This window comes from Streptomyces sp. NPDC057136 (genome assembly GCF_042670885.1).
Lineage (GTDB): Bacteria > Actinomycetota > Actinomycetes > Streptomycetales > Streptomycetaceae > Streptomyces.
In genome coordinates this window covers 120,538-140,043 of sequence record NZ_JBHUUV010000022.1, presented here as the reverse complement: position 1 = coordinate 140,043, position 19,506 = coordinate 120,538, and the positions used below count along the sequence as shown (strand labels likewise).

Sequence of the window (19,506 nt, the reverse complement as noted above, 5' to 3'; positions counted from 1 at the left end):
GGGCCACGCCGCGTCCAACCCGGCCCTGATCCGCCGGACAGGCCCTAGATCCGGTAGAACGTACGGGTGAACGAGATGCGCTGCGCGTCGGCCGCAGCATGACCCAGCCACCCGCCCGCCGTCGCAATATCGCCCCGCCCCGGGAGTCCGTGCTCGTAGCGGCCATGGCCACCATCGCCGAGCACGGGCTCGACGGGCTGACCATGGCCGGGCTCGGGCGCGAGGTCGGGATGAGCAGTGGGCACCTCCTCTACTACTTCCGGACCAAGGACGAACTGCTCCTCCAGACCCTGGAATGGAGCGAGGGCCGGCTCGGCGCCGAGCGCAGTGCCCTGCTCTCCCGGCAGGCGCCCGTCGCCGAGCGGCTCGACGCGTACGTGGATCTGTACGTACCCGAGGGGCCGCGCGACCCCCACTGGACGCTCTGGCTGGAGGTCTGGAACCGCTCGCAGAACGCCGACGCGGACGCGCGCGGACGGCAGGCCGCGATCGAAGGGGCCTGGCACCGGGACCTGGCGGCGCTCCTCGCCGAGGGGATCTCGCGCGGCGAGTTCCGTTCCGTGGATCCGGACCGCTTCGCCTCCCGGCTGCGGGCCCTGCTCGACGGATTCAGCGTCCATGTCGCCGTCGGCATACCGGGTACGGGGCGCGAGCAGGTCCTCTCCCATGTGCGGGAGTTCCTGAGGGACGCGCTGTTCCCCTCTCCCGCGCCGTGAATCCGCGCTCGGCATCCGCGCCGTGAATCCGGGGGAGCAGCCTGCGACGGACGTCACGACCGCATTCTGAGACGGGCCGGGGGAGGGGGGCAGCGCTGTGCAAGACTGCCTCCGTGTCCTCGTTCGTCATGATTATTGGCAACAGGCGCGCCGGTCCGCAGTGATCGTCCCGTACCACCTGTACGGCGCGGCCACCGTGCCCCAGACCCGCGCGCAGACCTCTCGCACCCGCGAGAGGTTTTTTCGTTTTCCGGCCCTCACCTCGGCCGGGGCGGAGCACGCGGGATGATGGGGGCAAGTGGAGCCCGATCGTCCGGTATCCACTCATCCGACAGGAGTCAGACAGCATGACCACCAAGGCCACAGCCACCGACGACAGCTTCCATGTCTTCGACACCACACTGCGCGACGGTGCACAGCGTGAAGGCATCAACCTGACGGTCGCCGACAAGCTGACCATTGCCCGGCATCTGGACGACTTCGGCGTCGGCTTCATCGAGGGCGGCTGGCCGGGCGCCAACCCGCGGGACACGGAGTTCTTCGCCCGCGCCGCGCAGGAGATCCAGTTCGCCCACGCTCAGCTGGTCGCCTTCGGGGCGACCCGCAGAGCGGGCGGCCGAGCGGCCGACGACCCGCAGGTCAAGGCGCTCCTCGACTCCGGCGCGCCGGTGATCACCCTGGTCGCCAAGTCGCACGACCGCCATGTCGAACTCGCCCTGCGCACCACTCTGGAGGAGAACCTGGAGATGGTCCGCGACACCGTCTCCCACCTCCGTGAGCAGGGTCGGCGCGTCTTCGTCGACTGCGAGCACTTCTTCGACGGCTACCGCGCCAACGCCGAGTACGCCAAGGCCGTCGTCCGGGCCGCCTCCGAGGCGGGCGCCGACGTCGTCATCCTGTGCGACACCAACGGCGGCATGCTCCCCGCCCAGATCCAGGCTGTCGTCGCCACCGTCCTCGCGGACACCGGGGCCCGCCTCGGTATCCACGCCCAGGACGACACCGGCTGCGCCGTGGCCAACACCCTCGCCGCCGTCGACGCGGGCGCCACCCACGTCCAGTGCACGGCCAACGGCTACGGCGAGCGGGTCGGCAACGCCAACCTCTTCCCCGTCGTCGCCGCCCTGGAACTCAAGTACGGCAAGACCGTCCTCCCCGAGGGCGCGCTCGCCGACATGACCCGGATCTCGCACGCCATCGCCGAGGTCGTCAACCTCACGCCCTCCACCCATCAGCCCTACGTCGGTGTCTCCGCCTTCGCCCACAAGGCCGGACTGCACGCCTCCGCGATCAAGGTCGACCCGGACCTGTACCAGCACATCGATCCGGAGCTCGTCGGCAACACCATGCGGATGCTCGTCTCCGACATGGCGGGCCGCGCCTCGATCGAGCTCAAGGGCAAGGAGCTCGGCATCGACCTCGGGGACGACCGCGAGCTCGTCGGGCGGGTCGTGGCACGGGTCAAGGAGCGCGAGCTCCAGGGCTACACGTACGAGGCCGCCGACGCCTCCTTCGAACTCCTGCTGCGCAGCGAGGTCGAGGGCCGGGCCCGCCGTTATTTCCGTACGGAGTCCTGGCGCGTCATCACCGAGGACCGCCCCGACGGCACGCACGCCAACGAGGCGACTGTGAAGCTCTGGGCCAAGGGTGAGCGGATCGTCGCCACCGCGGAGGGCAACGGACCGGTCAACGCGCTGGACCGGGCCCTGCGCGTCGGTCTGGAGCGGATCTACCCGCAGCTGGCCAAGCTGGAGCTGGTCGACTACAAGGTCCGCATCCTGGAGGGCACGACCGGCACCGACTCCACCACCCGGGTACTGATCACCACGGGTGACGGAGCAGGCGACTGGTCGACGGTGGGAGTGGCGGAGAACATCATCGCGGCCTCCCGGCAGTCACTGGAGGACGCGTACACCTACGGCCTCCTGCGGGCCGGCGTCGAGCCCCAGGACTAGGGCCTTTCGTTTGGATCAGGCCAGACCCCTGGATCAGGCCAGACCCCGCGAGCCCGGCATGATCCAAACGAGAGGCCCTGGATCCTCACTGGAGCCGCCACTTCTGGTTGGCGGCTCCGGTGCAGGTCCACGATCTGACGGTGCGGTGGCGAAGCTCCGAGCGCATACCACGCCGCGTGAACGCGCACCCGTACAAAACCGCGTAACAGTACAAAAGAGGCTCAAGTGCGCGGGCGCATTTGCCGCCCACTTGGGTTACTTTCGGAGTATGCGGAAGAGGCTGTTCGCGCTCATGTGGGCCGGCCTGCTGCTGATCTTCTCGGCGGCCGTGCTGGCGATGTCCCCCGCTGCGCCGTCCGCCCTCGCCACGATCGACGACGCCGCCCAGGCTCTGCGCCAGGGCCCGGTCTACGTCGACCCGGCGGCGGCCGGCCAGCTCTCCTCGTCCGAGGCGGACGCCCTGGAGAAGAAGATCAAGGACGCCGACAAACCGGTGTTCGTGGCCGTCCTGCCGCAGTCGGCGGAATTCCCCGAAGAGGGCCTCCTCGCCAACCTGCGCAACGACACCGGGATCACGGGCCTCTACGCGGTCCGTCTCGGCGACGGCTTCGACGCGGGCGCGGACGGCAGCGTGATGCCGGTGCGGGCCGTCGACAATCTGGTCGACTCCGTGAAGACGCAGGACGCCCGGTCTGACGCGGCGACGCAGCTCAACGCCTTCGTCGACCAGGCCGTCGAACAGGCCCGGGGCAACGCACCCGCCTCCTGGTCCGGCGGGGCCGCGGACGACGCGGGACCCTCCGCGACCGGCCTGATCGCACTCGGCGCGGTGGCCGTGGCAGGCGGCGCCGGTGCGTACGCCATCGTCCGCCGCAACCGGCGCCGCAAGGAGGAAGAAGAGCGGGCCGCGCTCGACAAGCTGAGGGTCGTCGTCGACGAGGACATCACCGCGTACGGCGAAACCCTGGAACGGCTCGACTTCCACCCCGCCGAACCGGGCGCCAGCGACACGATGCGCGCCGACTACGAGCGCGCACTCGACTCGTACGAGAGCGCCAAGACGAGGATGGAGCGCGCCGCGCACCCCTCCGAGGTGCGAGGCGTCACCCAGGCCCTGGAGGACGGCCGCTACTCCCTTGCCGTCCTGGAAGCCCGCAGGACGGGCGCGGAACTCCCCGCCCGCCGCCCGCCCTGCTTCTTCGACCCCCGTCACGGTCCCTCGGTCGCCGACGCCCTGTGGACGCCGTCCGGCGGCTCCGCCCGCGAGGTCCCGGTCTGCGGCGCCGACGAGATCCGGCTGCGCGAGGGCGAGGACCCGATGAGCCGCACCGTCGACGTCGGGGACGGCCGCCGCCGCCCGTACTGGGAGGCGGGACCGGCGTACGGCCCCTGGGCGGGCGGCTACTTCGGCGGCGGGCTGCTCCCGGGTCTGCTGGTGGGCACGATGCTCGGCTCGATGCTGTCGTCCCCCGCGTACGCCGGTGAGTACGGCGGCGGTGACTTCGGCTCCGGCTCCGGCGGCGAATGGAGCGGCGGCGATGTCTCGGGCTCCGACTTCAGCTCGTCGGACTTCGGCGGCTTCGGTGACGGCGGAGGTTTCGGGGGCGGCGGAGGGTTCGACGGGGGCGGGTTCTAGAGACGGGGCGGGGCGTCTGCCACACCGTTCGAGAAGCGGCAATCCGTGCTAAACCTGAGATTATGTGGGGTTACGGTCGATTTCGGGCGTGGTTCCGTCGCCCCGCCCGGCGGCCGCATCGGCACAGCGACGGAGGCCCGGGCCATGCCGAAGGGGCGCCGCCCGGCAACGGCAGTGCGGACCGGCCCACGCGTGTACGTGTACGTGTGCGTGCGCTGTTCAGCGTGCGCACGGTGGCCGGGCAGGTCTTCTGCCTCATGCTGGGACTTGTGGTGCTGCTCGTCACCGCCGCGGCCGTCGCGCTCGTCGTCCAGGGGCGGCGCGACACCATGCAGGAGGCCAGGCTCCACACCCTGGGCGTCGCCGAGACCTTCGCCCACGCGCCTGGCATCGTGGCGGCGCTCGACAGCGCCGACCCCAAGACCGCGCTCCAGCCGCTCGCCGAGCAGGTCCGCGAGAGGGCCGATGTCGACTACGTGGTCGTCTCCGACCGCCGGGCGATCCGGCTCACGCACCCGGACCCGGAGCTGATCGGGAAGCACCTCGTCGGCCCGTACCGCAAGGCTCTGGAAGGTGAGTCGTTCACCCGGACCTTCGAGGGGGTCCGCGGGCGCTCGGTCAACTCGGTGGTGCCCGTCCCCCGGCCGGACGGTTCGGTCGCCGGGCTGGTGTCCGTCGGCATCACGGTGGAATCGCTGGAGCACCTGGCGGACCGGAGCCTCCCGTTCATCATCGGTGCGTCGGTGGGGGCACTCGTCCTCGCCGCGGGCGCCGCCGCACTGGTCAGCAGACGTCTGGGCCGCCAGACGCACGGGCTCGGACCGGCCGGGATGACGCGGATGTACGAGCACCACGACGCGGTGCTGCACGCGGTCCGCGAAGGGGTGCTCATCATCGAGCCCGACGGCCGGCTGCTGCTCGCCAACGACGAGGCCCGCCGGCTCCTCGATCTCCCCGCGGACGCCGAGGGCCGGGCCGTGACCGCTCTGGGTCTGGACGACCGCACCGCCGAACTCCTGGCCTCGGGCCGGCGCGTCACCGACGAGGTGCGGCGGGCCGGAAACCGGCTGCTGGCCATCAACCTCCGTCCCACCGACCCGGGCGGCGGCCCTCCCAGCATCGTCGCCACCCTGCGGGACACCACCGAACTGCGCGCGATCACCGGCACGGCGGAGCAGGTGCGGGAGCGTCTCCTGCTCCTGTACGAGGCCGGGGAGCGGATCGGCACCACCCTCGACGTCACCAGGACGGCCGAGGAGCTGACGGAGGTGGCGGCCCCGGGATTCGCCGACTTCGCCTCGGTCGACCTCGTCGACGCGGTCCTGCGCGGCGAGGAACCGCCTCTGCCGACGGGTGACGTACTGGAGATGCGGCGCACCGCCATCGCGGGCGTCGACCCCGGCAACCCCCTCTACCCTGTCGGCCGGGCGGTGGGCTTCATGCCCAGCAGTGCCGGCGCCGTGGGCACGAGTACGGGACACACCTGGATGGAGTCCGATCTGTCGGCGGCGCGGTTCTGGCGGCAGCGGGACCCCGAGCGCGGGGCGAGGGTCCTGGCGTACGGCATCCACTCCCTCATCTCCGTACCGCTGCACGCGCGCGGCGTCATCCTCGGCATGGCCAACTTCTGGCGCGCCGGGAATCCGGAGCCCTTCGACGGGGAAGACCTCTCCTTCGCCGAGGAGCTGGTGGCGCGGGCGGCCGTCAGCATCGACAACGCCCGCCGCTACACCCGCGAGCACGAGATGGCCGTCACGCTCCAGCGCAGCCTGCTGCCGAGGGGGGTGCCCGATCAGAACGCCCTCGATGTGGCCTACCGCTATCTGCCGGCCCAGGCGGGGGTGGGCGGCGACTGGTTCGACGTGATCCCGCTGTCCGGCGCCCGGGTCGCCCTGGTGGTCGGCGACGTCGTCGGCCACGGGCTGCACGCGGCGGCCACGATGGGCCGGCTGCGCACCACGGTCCACAACTTCTCCACGCTGGACCTGCCGCCCGACGAGCTCCTCAGCCACCTCGACGAGCTCGTCGCCCGGATGGACCAGGACGAGACGGACGACGGCTCCGACGTGGGGATCGCCGGGGCGACCTGTCTGTACGCGATCTACGACGGGGTCTCCGGGAACTGTTGCATGGCCAGGGCCGGCCACCCCGGCCCGGCGCTGGTCCTGCCCGACGGGACCGTGGAGTTCCCCGAGACGCCCGCGGGCCAGCCGCTCGGCATCGGCGGCATGCCCTTCGAGTCGGCCGAGTTCAGCGTGCCCGAGGGCAGCCGCCTGGTTCTGTACACCGACGGCCTCGTCGAACGCCGCGACCGGGACTCCGGCATCGGCCTCGACATGCTGCGCACCGCTCTCGCGCACACCGGCCGGACCCCGGAGGAGACCTGTGACGACGTGATCGACGCCCTCCTGCCCACCCGCCCCACCGACGACGTCGCTCTCCTGGTGGCCCGCACCCGTCGGCTCGACCCCGGCCGGGTCGCCCAGTGGGACGTGGAACCCGAGCCCTCGGCGGTCGCCGGAGTCCGCAAGGGAGTGGCCCGCTGGCTCGGCGAGCGGGGTCTGGACGAGGAGGCGTTCGTCACCGAGCTCATCCTGAGCGAGCTGGTCACCAACGCCATCCGCTACGCCTCCGGACCGATCGTGGTGCGGCTGCTGCACGACCGCAGCCTGGTCTGCGAGGTCTCCGATGCCAGCAGCACGTCACCGCATCTGCGCTACGCGGCGACGACCGACGAGGGCGGCCGCGGCCTGTTCCTCGTCTCCCAGTTCGCCGAACGCTGGGGTACCCGCTACACACCCACGGGCAAGGTCATCTGGTCGGAGCAGCCGCTCGGCCCGACCGGCGACGACTAGATCAAGCCACAGTCCGCAATTGCCGTTATGGCAATCAAACTTGTCGCTCCGGCCGCTCTCCGCGCACCATCTCCGTCCATGGAGGTGTTTCGTATGGACGACAGCAAGCGGTACGACGTGGTGGTGGTGGGCGGCGGAGCGGCCGGTCTGAGCGGTGCGGTGGCCCTGTCCCGGGCGAGGCGTTCGGTGCTGGTGATCGACGCGGGACGCCCGCGCAACGCGCCCGCGTCCCACGTGCACAACTACCTGGGCCGTGAGGGCACCGCCCCCTCGGAGCTCCTGGCCGTCGGGCGCGAGGAGGCGGCCGGGTACGGCGCCGAGATCGCCGAGGGCACCGTGGTGTCCGCCGAGAAGCTCCCCGAAGGGGAGGGCTTCCGCGTCGTAAGGGAGGACGGGACCGCTGTCGTGGCCCGCCGACTGCTGGTGACCACCGGCCTGGTCGACGAGCTGCCCCCGGTGCCGGGCCTGGCCGAGCGGTGGGGCCGCGAGGTGCTGCACTGCCCGTACTGCCACGGCTGGGAGGTCAGGGACCGCCCGATCGGCATCATCGCCGTGAGCCCGCCGGCCGTGCACCAGGCGCTGATGTGGCGGCAGTGGAGCGAGGACATCACGCTCTTCAGGCACACCGGACCCGAACCGTCCGACGAGGAGTACGAGCAGCTCGCCGCCCGGGGCATCGCCGTCGTGGACGGGGAAGTGGCCGGGCTGGAGGTGACCGACGACCGGCTCACCGGGGTGCGGCTGGCCGGCGGACGGGTGATCGCCCGTGAGGCGGTCGTCGTCCAGTCCCGCTTCACCGCCCGCTCCCAGGTCCTGCGGAGCCTGGGTCTCGCGACGACCGAGCAGGAGATGGCCGGGCAGGCGGTCGGCACGTACATCGCCGCCGATCCGTCCGGGGCGACAGAGATCCCTGGGGTCTGGGTGGCCGGAAACGTCGCCAATCTGACCGAGCAGGTCATCGGCGCCGCGAACGCGGGGCTGAAGGCCGCGGCGGCGATCAACGCGGACCTGATCGCCGAGGACACCCGCAGTGCGGTGGCCGCGCACCGGAGGTGAGGCGACCGGCCGCACACGACGAGCGCCCGCCTTCCTCCCCGGTGGGGGGATGAAGGCGGGCGCGCTCGGTCGTGCGGTGGTGATCCCGGAGGATCAGGCCTGCGGGGCGGCCTTGATCGCGGAGATGTCGAAGTTCAGCTTGACCTTGTCGCTGACCATCACGCCGCCGGTCTCCAGCGCCGCGTTCCAGGTCAGGCCCCAGTCGGAGCGCAGGATGTCCGTGCCGCCCTCGAAGCCGACGCGCTCGTTGCCGTAGACGTCGGTGGCGGAGCCGTTGAACTCCAGGTCGATGGCGAGCGGACGCGTGACGTCCTTGATGGTGAGGTCGCCGGTGACGCGGTACGTGTCGCCACCGAGCTGCTCGGCGCTCGTGGAGCGGAAGGACATGACCGGGAAGGTCTCGGCGTCGAAGAAGTCACCGCTGACCAGGTGGCCGTCGCGGTCGGCGATGCCGGTGTCGATGCTGGCGATCTTGACGTCGATCGAGGCGGCGGAGTTCGCGGGGTTCGCGCCGTCCAGCGTCAGGCTGCCCTCGTGCTCACCGAAGGAACCGCGCACGTTGGTGACCATGGCGTGGCGCACCGTGAAGCCGATGCTGCTGTGGGCCGGGTCGATCACGTAGTCGCCGGTCAGGGCGGCCAGCGCGGGGTCCACCGCGAGCGTGGCGGTGGTGGACGGGGCGTTGTTGTTCTTGCGGTTGAACAGAGCCATGGCTCCTCCTCGGGGGACGTGATCGAGCGGCTGTCGAATGGTTGTTTAACCTTCAACGAGATTGACTGTAGAGCAATCTAGTTAAAAGTTCAACATCAAGGGTCCAGGCCGGTCCGGAAGTCGCCCTTCCACTCCGCGGGGGAGGCGTCGCCCTCTGGCGAACGCGCGTAGAACTCCGGCACTATCTCCCCTGCCCGTCCAGCGCGACTGCCTCACTCTGATTGTCATGAGCAGGAGGAATCCCCCGTGTCGTACCGCCCCAGGCTCCGCTCGGCCCTGACCGCCCTCGCCCTTGTTCTCGGCGCCTTCTTCGCCCCCGGCATCGGTGTCATCGGAGGCGCGACCGACGCCTTCGCCGTCACCAAGATCAGCCACTCCACGGCGACCTCGATGTTCCGGTCCTCCACCATCACCTGGTCGTCATCGGGCGGCTGTTCCAACCGCAACATCTCCACCTGTACCTCGTTCGAGCAGCTCAATCTGGCCAGCGCCCAGGGTGCCCAGACCCTCAAGAGCGCCACGGGCTGCGCGCTGAACATCACCGGCGGTACGGAGACCGGGCACGCCGGTGGCACGTACTCGCACTGGAACGGCTACAAGCTCGACTTCTCCAAGTCCACCTGCCTCACCAACTACGTCCACGGTGTCTTCACCTACATAGGTCCGCGTGGAGACGGCGCCCCCCAGTACAAGTCCGGCTCCGGCAACATCTACGCGGACGAGGGCAACCACTGGGACGTGACGTACTACAACTGCGGCGGCTGCTGAGCCGTACGCACGGGCGCCCCCGTCCGGCGGGACGGGGGCACCCGCATGCGTCCGTGGCGGTGTCAGGACCCGACGCTCACCGTGAAGCGCCTCGGGTTACCGTCGTGCGCAGCGCCGGACACATCCGGCTCGCCGTCCGGGCGTACGTCGTCGTACGGGAAGGCGTAGCCGATCGGCGAGTTCGCGTGTACGACCCGTGACCAGTGGTTGGTCACCGCGCCCTTGTAGTAGTCCGCCACCGTGGTGCCGTTCGGCTGCTGCGGGTGGCTGAGCATGATCGAGCGGTTGAAGCCCGCCGCGATTCTGGCCAGCAGTGCCTTCTTGTCGTCGGAGTCGCCCGGGTTGTTCGTGAACGGCCCGTGGTTGCAGGTGAAGATGTCCTTCGATGTGGGTCGGGCGAAGGTGTGCCCGCCCTCGAACGTCAGCGTGTCACCGCTGACCCGCCCCGCCAGGGTGCCCCGGCCGCCCTGGAGGTCGATCCGGAGGTCCGTCGAGCGGTACTTCGCCCAGACCTCGTCCACCTGCGCCGTGAACAGATCCCGGAACGGCATCTCCTCCGGCCGGTCGAAGAACGGTGCCATCAGGTTCTGCGGCGAGACGACCCGCAGGACCTTGCCGTCCGGGCCCCTGGTGACCAGCTCGTCCCAGGGCTGCCCGTCGGAGGCGGCTTGCGCGGTGAGGTCGTCGGCGATCCTCTGTACGGCGCCGTCCGGGAGGGGTGCGACGGTGTGCGTGGTGTCGCCCTGGAGGTTCAGGCCGATCGGCAGCGCGGTCACCAGGTCGACGTAGCTGATGTTCGCGTACAGCTGCTGCGGGTTGAACGTGAACTCGCAGAACGACCAGGTCCGCCCGTAGTTCGGGTCGGTGGGTGTCGCGAAGGCCGGCTCGACCAGCGACGGCCCCGGGTTGAGATAGAAGTCCAGCTTGTCGTCGCGTACGAAGTAGATCCTCGCCCCGTACATCTGGGGCAGCGTCAGGACCACCGGTCCGGCGCCTGCCCCCTTCAGAGGAATGGCGCAGTCGACCGGCAACGGGGTCTGCGGAGCGCCGGGGGAGTCGGGGCGGTAGACACTGCCGTCGGCCCGCAGCAGCACCCAGCGGTCGGTGCCCTGCTCGTGGCCGGTCACGTACGCGTTCACCGTGCCCGGCAGCGAACGGTTCTCCAGGGCCAGTTCGCACGTGGCCGGTGCGGCGGAGGCGCGCGGGCTCAGGGCGCTGCCCCAGAGGGGATAGGTGAGCGCGGTCGCGGAGGCGGCGGCGCCTGTCAGGAACAGTCTGCGCGAAATCACGAGGTACTCCCGAGGTGTGGGGGGCCGCAGACGAACATATGGGGGGTGGGTCGGGGAGCTGGCGCTGTGGGGGTGTCTGCGGTGCGCACCACCTTCTCGACGCTCCGGCAGGGCGTCAAGAGTTACGACTGAGAGCGCTCTCAAAAGTCAGATGTCTTCACAACTCAACGCCCAGACGCCGTATTTGGCGACTGGCCGCACTCAATCGCCTACGCCCGGCGAACAGGAACCGAACGCGGCTCCGCTCCGGCCCGCTCCCGCCCCACTTGGACTAAATGAGAGCGGTTGTTGGACTGGTAAGTCCATCCGGGCCGTACGCCGTTGACGGTGTCCGGACACGGGGACTACTCAGGCCACATGTCGCGAAGATTCACTTCGGCGGGCGCTGTCGCCGCCGCCTCAGCAGCCGTCCTGGCGCTCGTGGGGACCAGCCTCCCCGCCGTAGCCGCCGCCCCCGTCCCCGCCGCCGCCGCCGACGCCACCGGCTCCACCGTCATCGGATCGGCGCAGCTGTCGGTCGCCGTCGCCGACGACTTCCCGCGCGTCCTGTCGTACACCGACAAGGCCGGCGGCGAGCAGCTGGCCGGCAGTACCCGGCCGGTCACCGAGGTCACCCTCAACGGAACCGCCCGCACGGTGCAGCTCAAGGGGGCGCCCGACGTCACCGCCACGGCCGCCCGCTACACGCTCACCTTCCCCGATCTGCCGGGCGTCGAGATCGACGCCTCCATCGAGGTCGCCGGGCGCGCCACCACCTTCAAGGTGACCGCCGTACGCGACACCGGGACTTTCCGCGTCGGCACCATCGACATACCCGGCCACGACCTGGTCTCCGTCGGTTCGACGGACACCGGCGCCGCGACCGCCTTCACCCGCCTCGACCCCGACTCCACGAAGACCGCCGACGTCTTCGCGAAGGTCACCGCGGAGACCGCCGCCGACACCGCACCCGTGGGCGCCTCGTACGCCCTCGTCAACACCGGGACCCTCGCCGCGGCCGTCGAGTCCAACTCCTCGTACGACAAGCCCTCCGGGGCCACCGGCGGCGACGACGCCCGCTTCTGGCACCAGGCACGCAAGGCGGCGGACGGCAGCGTCCGGGTCGGCGTCTGGTCCGGGCAGTGGACCTACCGGGGCGCCGGTGCGACGGAGCCCGAGAGCGGCGCGGATCTGCCGTGGGCGAAGGTGGTCGTCACGCCCGACGCCAACGGCGACAAGACCGTGGACTGGCAGGACGGCGCCGTCGCATTCCGCTCCATCGGCGTCACCGCGCCGGGCAGCGACGAGACCGCGAACCGGGTCATCACCCACATCCCGTTCAACTTCGCCAGCCAGGCCACCCACCCCTTCCTCCGGACGCTCGACGACGTCAAGCGGATCTCGATGGCGACCGACGGGCTCGGCCAGATGGCCGTCCTCAAGGGGTACGGCTCCGAGGGGCACGACTCGGCGCACCCGGACTACGGCGGCAACTACAACAAGCGCGCCGGCGGGCTGAAGGACCTCAACACGCTGCTCAAGCAGGGCAAGCAGTGGGGCGCCGCCTTCGGCGTCCACGTCAACGCCACCGAGTCCTACCCCGAGGCGAAGGCGTTCGACGAGCAGCTCGTCGACAAGGCCAGGCCCGGCTGGAACTGGCTCAACCAGAGCTACTACATCGACCAGCGCCGCGACATCAACAGCGGTGATCTGGCCCGGCGTTTCCAGCAGTTGCGCGACGAGACCGACAGCAATCTCAGCCTGCTCTACATCGACGTGTACTACTCGCACGGCTGGATCGCCGACAAGACCATGCAGGCCGTGCAGAAGCAGGGCTGGAACGTCGGCACCGAGTGGGCCGACAAGTTCGAGCGCTCCTCGCTCTGGTCCCACTGGGCCAACGACCTGAGCTACGGCGGCGCCACCAACAAGGGCCTCAACTCGCAGATCATCCGGTTCATCCGCAACGGCGAGAAGGATGTCTGGAACAATGACCCGGTCCTCGGCCAGACGGCGATCGAGGAGTTCGAGGGCTGGACCGGCGAGACCGACTGGAACACCTTCTACAACAACATCTGGCAGAAGAACCTGCCGGCCAAGTACCTCCAGCACCAGAAGATCACCCGCTGGGACAAGGCGGCCGGTGACATCACCTTCACCGGCGGGGTCCGGGGCACGGTCGAGAACGGCAAGCGGACGTTCTACACAGACGGCCGCAAGGTCCTCAGCGGTACGGACTACCTGCTGCCGTGGGACGGTGGCAAGAAGCTGTACCACTACAACAAGTCGGGCGGCACGAGCAGTTGGGCGGTGCCCTCGACGGGCGCGTACACCGTCTACAAGCTCACCGACAACGGCCGGGAGAAGATCAGCACCGTACGCTCGGTGAACGGGAAGATCACGCTGAAGGCCACGGCCGGCCAGCCGTACGTCCTCTACCCGGACCAGGCGCCGAAGGCTGCGGCCCCGCAGTGGGGCGCGGGCAGTCCGGTCGACGACCCGGGCTTCAACGACAACGGGCTCGCCAGCTGGTCGAAGACCGGCACCGCCGCCCGCCACACCGACGAGCAGGGCCGCAACAGCGCGAAGCTCTCCGGCACCGGCACGGCGGCGCTCTCGCAGAGCATCGAGGGCCTGGAGCCCGGCAAGCGCTACACCGCCTCCGCGCTGATCGAGGTGGAACCGGGCAAGACCCGGCTCACCACCCTCTCGGCCGGCGGGAAGTCCATCGCCGTGAGCCGCTCCACCGCCCGGGACCAGGTGGCCGCATCCGACTGGCACGGCAGCTACTTCCAGCGCGCCAAGGTGAACTTCACCGCCCCGGCGAGCGGGCGCACCACGCTCCGGATCGAGGCGGCGAAGGGCAGCACGGCGACGGTACGGGCCGATGACGTACGGCTCGTCGCCAACGCCCCGGCCACCCGCGACAACACCGTCGTGTACGAGGACTTCGAGAACGTCGACCAGGGCTGGGGGCCCTTCCTCAAGGGCGACGCGGGCGGCTCCACCGACCCCCGCACCAGCATCTCCCAGCTCCACGCCCCGTACACCCAGGCCGGCTGGAACGGCAAGCTCATCGACGACGTGCTGGGCGGCAAGGAGTCCCTCAAGGCCCACGAGGAGAACACCGGTCTCGTCTACCGGACCGCTCCCTGGAGCGTGCCGATGACCGACGGCCGCCGCTACAAGGTCGAGTACGACTACCAGTCCACCCACGCCGGAGCCTATGAGTGGGTCGACGGCTACGACCGGATCGGTGCGAGCGGCGACCCCGACTCCGTCGAGACCCGGACCACGGCCATCGGACAGCAGCGCACCACCGGCCACTTCAGCGAGACCGTCACGGCGGGCTGCGGAGACACCTGGACCGGTCTGCGCAAGCGCGGTGACGCCCCCGACGGCGCCGACTTCGTGCTCGACGGCTTCACCGTGACCGACCTCGGACCGGCCCCCGCGAGCGAGCAGGCCGCCTGTGGCACGCTCACCGTGGCGGCGCAGGCCGAGACGCTGGAACCCGGCACCGCCAACACGGTCGCCGCCACGTTCACCAACTACGAGGCGACGGCGGCGACAGGCGTCGAGGTGGCCCTGACCCTGCCCGAGGGCTGGCAGGCGGAGCCCGCGGGCGCCGTCACCTTCGACTCGGTCGCGCAGGGTGCCAAGGTCACCGGCAGCTGGCAGGTCACCCCGCCGGTGGACGCCAAGTACCAGGCGTACAGCCTGAGTTCGGAGGCGTCCTACACGGTCGGCGGTGCGGTCCGGAAGCTCGGCGCGCAGACGTCCGTACGGACCCTGCCGCCGCCGCCCACCACGGACAGCTGGGCCAGTGACCTGGACTGGACGGCCTCCGAGAACGGCTGGGGGCCCGTGGAGCGCGACCTCTCCAACGGCGAGACCGGCACCGGCGACGGCACCCCGCTGAGGATCGGAGGCGTCACCTACACCAAGGGCATCGGCACGCACGCCCCGGCGAAGGTCCGCTACTACCTGGGCGGGAAGTGCACCTCCTTCACCGCCGAGGTGGGCGTCGACGATGCGCAGGCCACCCGCGGCACCGTGCAGTTCTCCGTCGCGGCCGACGGCACGGAGAAGGTGAAGTCGCCCGTCCTGCGGGCGGCCGACACCGCGTGGACGCTCACGGCCGATGTCACCGGAGCCAAGTACGTCGACCTGGTCGTCGGCGACGGTGGCGACGGCAACGGCAACGACCACGCCGACTGGGGCAGCGCCCGCTTCCACTGCGGTAGCTGACCCGTACAGAGGCACGGGCGTGGGACACGGTCCCGCGCCCGTGCCGTGGTGTTTCCGGCTCCGGAGCCCGCACGGAGAAAGCGCTTTCGACCAAAGCCCGCACACCCATTGAAAGGGTCTCGGGACGCGTGCTAAACCAGCGGGCAACAGGTCTACACCACTTGCTCCGGGAGGACTCCCCGTGCCGCTCCTGCCTGCCGACTGGTCCCGCCGCACCTTCCTCGTCACCACCTCGGCCACCGCGCTCGGCGCCGCGTTCGCCGGCCCCGCACGCGCTTCGTCGGGCGCGGACGAATACGACACGCTCAGGGCCCGCTGGGTCGAGCTCGCGCTCGGTACCGGCTTCGACCCGGCCGCCGAACCCTTCGCCTCCCGGCTCCGCGAGACCGGCCAACTCGCCGCCGGCTTCCGGGCGTCGATGGCCCCCGCCGCCGACTCCCTGTGGCCCGGCTACACCTTCGACCCGCCGTCCGGCATCACCCAGAGCTACAGCCGCCTGTGGACCATGACCCAGGCGTACCTGCAGCCGGGCACCGGCCTCACCGCCGACGAGACGCTCCTCGCCGACATCATCAAGGGCCTCGACCACCTCTCGGCGACGGTCTACAACCCCTCGACGACCCGCTACGGCAACTGGTGGGAGTGGCAGATCGGCAGCCCGCGCCTCCTCATGGACATCCATGCCGGGCTCCACGACAAGCTCACGGACACCCGGCGCCAGGCCGCCTGCGCCGCCGTCGACCACTTCATCCCCGATGCCATGCTCACCGACTACACCGGCACGAGCACCGGCGCCAACCGGGTCGACCTCTGCCGCTCCGTCGCCCTGCGCGGCGTCATAGGCCGCAGCCCGGCCAAGATCGCCCTGGCCCGGGACGCCCTCTCGCCCGTCTTCCCGTACGTGACGAAGGGCGACGGCCTCTACGCCGACGGCTCGTTCGTCCAGCACACCTGGGTCGCCTACTCCGGTACGTACGGACAGGTCATGCTCGACGGACTGGGGCGCCTCTTCACCCTCCTCGCCGGATCGGCCTGGGCCGTCACCGACCCGGGCCGCCAGATCATCCTGGACTCCGTCGAGAACGCCTACGCGCCGCTGATCTACAACGGCCTGATGATGGACAGCGTCAACGGACGTGCCATCAGCCGCGGTTACCTCAAGAGTGACGACCGCAAGGTCATGCGCAGCGACCACTTCCACGGACAGGGTCTGATCGCCGCCATCCCGCTGCTCGCGGGCGGGGCATCCGCCGCCGAGCAGCAGCGCTGGACCGCGATGATCAAGGGGTGGATCGACCGGGACCGTACGACACCGCTGCTCACCGCGCCCCAGTTCAACGTCGCCGACCTCGCCCGGCTGCACAGAGTCGCGGCCGCGCCCGTGCCCGCGGCCCCCGAGCCCGTGGCGCACAAGCTGTTCGCCGCCATGGACCGTGCCGTGCACCGGAGGCCCGGCTGGGCGGCCGGCATCTCCATGGCTTCGGAGCGGATCTCGTACTACGAGTGCGGCAACGGCGAGAATCCGCGCGGCTGGCACACCGGCGCCGGAATGCTCTCCTGGTGGCCGGGCGAGACGCGCGGGGACCAGTACACGGACTGGTTCTGGCCGACCGTCGACTTCTACCGCCTGCCGGGAACGACCGTGTCCACCAAGCGGCTCGCCGACCGGGCGGGCGGCGAATGGGGAGCGCCCAGGCCAGCGGTGAAGTGGGTCGGCGGCACCACCGACGGTGAGTTCGCCGCCGTGGGACAGCACCTCAAGGGCCTCGGCTCCACCCTCGAGGCCCGTAAGTCGTGGTTCTGCGTCGCCGATACGGTCGTGTGTCTCGGCGCCGGCATCACCAGCACCGACGGAGTTCCCGCCGAGACGGTGGTCGACAACCGCATGCTCGGCGAGGCCGGCACGAACGCGTTCACCGCCGAGGACCGTACGGCCCCCCGCTGGGCCCATCTGGAGGGTCACGGCGGCTGGGTCTTCCCCGGCGGGGCGGACCTGCGCACCCTGCGCGAGGACCGCACCGGTTCCTGGAACGACATCAACACCACCAGCACCACCGAGCGCCGCACCCGCCGCTACCAGACGCTGTGGCTCGACCACGGCACCGATCCGGTGGACGCCCACTACGCGTATCTGCTGATGCCGGGCGCCTCCCGGCGCACCGTCGCCGCCCGCGCGGCCGACGGCGACTGGCTGAAGGTGCTCGCCAACACCTCCGCCGTCCAGGCCGTGGCGATCCCCTCGCTGGGCGTGACGGCCGCCAACTTCTGGCAGGCGGGCACGGCGGGCCCGCTGACCGTCTCGGCCCCGGCGAGTGTGCTCGTCAGGAGGGGCCGGCGCTCCACTACGCTCAGTGTGAGCGGTCCCGACCGGACCGGCGCCCCCATGGACGTGGTCTGGAACCGGCCGGTGCGGGAAGTCGTCGCCGCCGGCCCCGGCATCGAGGTCCTGGCCACCGGCAAAAGCCTGGTCCTGCGCGTCGCACCCGGCGTAGCGGGCGCCACCCTGCGGTGTGAGATCAGGTAGTCACTGTGCCCGGCGACACACCTCCCGCTTTGTCGGCCCCCGACAAAGCGGGAGGCCTGTGAGCTGGTGGAACGGCTGCCCGGCGTTCTGGTTCTGTCGGGGCCCACCAGGAAACGGGGCAGGAGACTGTACGGAGTCGACGGCACGATTTGTGCGGTCGGCTTCGTAGGGTCAGTACATGACCGTTGTGGACGAGACCCCGAGCGAGCCGAGCGACACGCGTGGCCGGGTGGCCGAACTGCTGGCCCTGCGTGAGCAGGCCCGGCGGGGACCGAGTGACCGCGCGACCGAGGCGCAGCACGCCAAGGGCAAGCTGACCGCCCGCGAGCGCATCGCGCTGCTGCTCGACGAGGGTACGTTCAAGGAGGTCGAGCAGCTGCGCCGGCACCGGGCGACCGGGTTCGGCCTGGAAGCGAAGAAGCCGTACACCGACGGCGTCATCACCGGCTGGGGCACCGTCGATGGCCGCACGGTCTTCGTGTACGCGCACGACTTCCGGATCTTCGGCGGGGCGCTGGGCGAGGCCCACGCCACGAAGATCCACAAGATCATGGACATGGCCATCTCGGCGGGGGCCCCGCTGGTGTCCCTGAACGACGGCGCCGGCGCCCGTATCCAGGAGGGCGTCTCCGCGCTCGCCGGATACGGCGGGATCTTCCAGCGCAACACCCGGGCGTCCGGTGTCATCCCGCAGATCAGCGTGATGCTCGGCCCCTGCGCGGGCGGCGCGGCCTACAGCCCCGCCCTCACCGACTTCGTCTTCATGGTCCGCGAGACCTCGCAGATGTTCATCACAGGACCGGACGTCGTCAAGGCGGTCACCGGCGAGGAGATCACCCAGAACGGCCTGGGCGGCGCGGACGTGCACGCCGAGACCTCGGGCGTCGCGCACTTCGCGTACGACGACGAGGAGACCTGCATCGCCGAGGTCCGCTACCTGATCGGGATGCTGCCCTCCAACAACCGCGAGAACCCGCCCACCGTGGCGAGCGACGACCCGGCCGACCGGCGCGGCGACACCCTGCTCGACCTGGTCCCGGCCGACGGCAACCGCCCGTACGACATGCACAAGGTGATCGAGGAGCTCGTCGACGACGGCGACTACCTGGAGATCCACGAGCGCTGGGCCCGCAACATCATCTGCGCGCTGGCCCGCCTGGACGGCCAGGTCGTCGGCGTCGTCGCCAACCAGCCGCTGGCCATGGCGGGCGTCCTGGACATCGAGGCGTCCGAGAAGGCCGCACGTTTCGTCCAGATGTGCGATGCATTCAACATCCCGATCGTCACTCTGTTGGACGTGCCCGGCTTCCTGCCCGGCGTCGATCAGGAGCACGGTGGGATCATCCGGCACGGCGCGAAGCTGCTCTACGCGTACTGCAACGCCACCGTGCCGAGGATCAGCCTGATCCTGCGCAAGGCATACGGAGGTGCGTACATCGTCATGGACTCCCAGTCCATCGGAGCCGACCTCACCTACGCCTGGCCCACCAACGAGATCGCGGTCATGGGTGCCGAAGGCGCGGCCAATGTCATCTTCCGCCGCCAGATCGCGGAGGCCGAGGATTCCGAAGTCATGCGGGCCCGCATGGTCAAGGAGTACAAGGCCGAGCTCATGCACCCGTACTACGCCGCCGAGCGCGGCCTGGTCGACGACGTCATCGACCCGGCCGAGACGCGCGAGGTCCTGATCGCCTCGCTCGCGATGCTCCGCAACAAGCACGCCGACCTGCCGTCCCGTAAGCACGGCAACCCGCCGCAGTAGCGCA

Annotated in this window: 11 protein-coding genes; 9 read left to right on the top strand and 2 right to left on the bottom strand. The window is 70.4% G+C overall.

The window, feature by feature from the left end:
* The first annotated feature begins 98 nt into the window (after positions 1-98).
* The 5 genes from ACFT7S_RS24920 to ACFT7S_RS24900 all read left to right on the top strand — a co-directional run bounded on the left by ACFT7S_RS24920 (position 99) and on the right by ACFT7S_RS24900 (position 8,218).
* The gene (locus ACFT7S_RS24920) at positions 99-716 is read left to right on the top strand and encodes a TetR/AcrR family transcriptional regulator (protein WP_382735387.1); all 618 of its coding nucleotides are present in this window, start codon (positions 99-101) and stop codon (positions 714-716) included.
* 347 nt (positions 717-1,063) lie between these two features.
* Entirely contained in the window at positions 1,064-2,671 is a 1,608-nt protein-coding gene (gene cimA / locus ACFT7S_RS24915; RefSeq protein WP_382735385.1) for a citramalate synthase, read from the top strand.
* A 268-nt stretch (positions 2,672-2,939) separates the two neighbouring features.
* Positions 2,940-4,307: a hypothetical protein gene (locus ACFT7S_RS24910; RefSeq protein ID WP_382735383.1), complete on the top strand. Its 1,368-nt coding sequence runs from the start codon at positions 2,940-2,942 to the stop codon at positions 4,305-4,307.
* A 257-nt stretch (positions 4,308-4,564) separates the two neighbouring features.
* Entirely contained in the window at positions 4,565-7,162 is a 2,598-nt protein-coding gene (locus ACFT7S_RS24905) for a SpoIIE family protein phosphatase (RefSeq protein WP_382735404.1), read from the top strand.
* Positions 7,163-7,255: 93 nt separating this feature from the next.
* A complete protein-coding gene (locus tag ACFT7S_RS24900; protein ID WP_382735381.1) occupies positions 7,256-8,218 on the top strand; it encodes an NAD(P)/FAD-dependent oxidoreductase in 963 nt (320 codons plus the stop codon).
* Positions 8,219-8,311: 93 nt separating this feature from the next.
* Here ACFT7S_RS24900 and ACFT7S_RS24895 read toward each other — a convergent pair whose 3' ends face one another.
* A complete protein-coding gene (locus ACFT7S_RS24895; RefSeq protein WP_382735380.1) occupies positions 8,312-8,929 on the bottom strand; it encodes a YceI family protein in 618 nt (205 codons plus the stop codon).
* Between the two features lie 246 nt (positions 8,930-9,175).
* Here ACFT7S_RS24895 and ACFT7S_RS24890 point away from each other — a divergent pair, with 246 nt between their 5' ends.
* Entirely contained in the window at positions 9,176-9,697 is a 522-nt protein-coding gene (locus ACFT7S_RS24890) for a hypothetical protein (protein ID WP_382735378.1), read from the top strand.
* 62 nt (positions 9,698-9,759) lie between these two features.
* Here the strand turns inward: ACFT7S_RS24890 and ACFT7S_RS24885 are convergent, their stop codons facing one another.
* Positions 9,760-10,986, bottom strand: a complete 1,227-nt coding sequence (locus ACFT7S_RS24885) for a glycoside hydrolase family 64 protein (protein ID WP_382735376.1) — start codon at positions 10,984-10,986, stop codon at positions 9,760-9,762.
* 357 nt (positions 10,987-11,343) lie between these two features.
* Here ACFT7S_RS24885 and ACFT7S_RS24880 point away from each other — a divergent pair, with 357 nt between their 5' ends.
* The 3 genes from ACFT7S_RS24880 to ACFT7S_RS24870 all read left to right on the top strand — a co-directional run bounded on the left by ACFT7S_RS24880 (position 11,344) and on the right by ACFT7S_RS24870 (position 19,502).
* Complete coding sequence (locus ACFT7S_RS24880; RefSeq protein WP_382735374.1) at positions 11,344-15,216, top strand: endo-alpha-N-acetylgalactosaminidase family protein; 3,873 nt, start codon at positions 11,344-11,346, stop codon at positions 15,214-15,216.
* A gap of 190 nt (positions 15,217-15,406) precedes the next feature.
* Positions 15,407-17,740: a polysaccharide lyase 8 family protein gene (locus ACFT7S_RS24875; RefSeq protein WP_382735402.1), complete on the top strand. Its 2,334-nt coding sequence runs from the start codon at positions 15,407-15,409 to the stop codon at positions 17,738-17,740.
* Positions 17,741-17,918: 178 nt separating this feature from the next.
* Positions 17,919-19,502, top strand: a complete 1,584-nt coding sequence (locus ACFT7S_RS24870) for an acyl-CoA carboxylase subunit beta (RefSeq protein ID WP_382735372.1) — start codon at positions 17,919-17,921, stop codon at positions 19,500-19,502.
* Positions 19,503-19,506 lie beyond the last annotated feature (4 nt).

What these genes read in the sequence shown, in the direction of transcription:
- ACFT7S_RS24905 (WP_382735404.1), top strand. Translation starts at nt 4,565, where the DNA reads ATGCTGGGACTTGTGGTGCTGCTCGTCACCGCCGCGGCCGTCGCGCTC.
- ACFT7S_RS24910 (WP_382735383.1), top strand. Translation starts at nt 2,940, where the DNA reads ATGCGGAAGAGGCTGTTCGCGCTCATGTGGGCCGGCCTGCTGCTGATC.
- ACFT7S_RS24920 (WP_382735387.1), top strand. Translation starts at nt 99, where the DNA reads ATGACCCAGCCACCCGCCCGCCGTCGCAATATCGCCCCGCCCCGGGAG.
- ACFT7S_RS24895 (WP_382735380.1), bottom strand. Translation starts at nt 8,929, where the DNA reads ATGGCTCTGTTCAACCGCAAGAACAACAACGCCCCGTCCACCACCGCC.
- ACFT7S_RS24870 (WP_382735372.1), top strand. Translation starts at nt 17,919, where the DNA reads ATGACCGTTGTGGACGAGACCCCGAGCGAGCCGAGCGACACGCGTGGC.
- ACFT7S_RS24880 (WP_382735374.1), top strand. Translation starts at nt 11,344, where the DNA reads ATGTCGCGAAGATTCACTTCGGCGGGCGCTGTCGCCGCCGCCTCAGCA.
- cimA (WP_382735385.1), top strand. Translation starts at nt 1,064, where the DNA reads ATGACCACCAAGGCCACAGCCACCGACGACAGCTTCCATGTCTTCGAC.
- ACFT7S_RS24900 (WP_382735381.1), top strand. Translation starts at nt 7,256, where the DNA reads ATGGACGACAGCAAGCGGTACGACGTGGTGGTGGTGGGCGGCGGAGCG.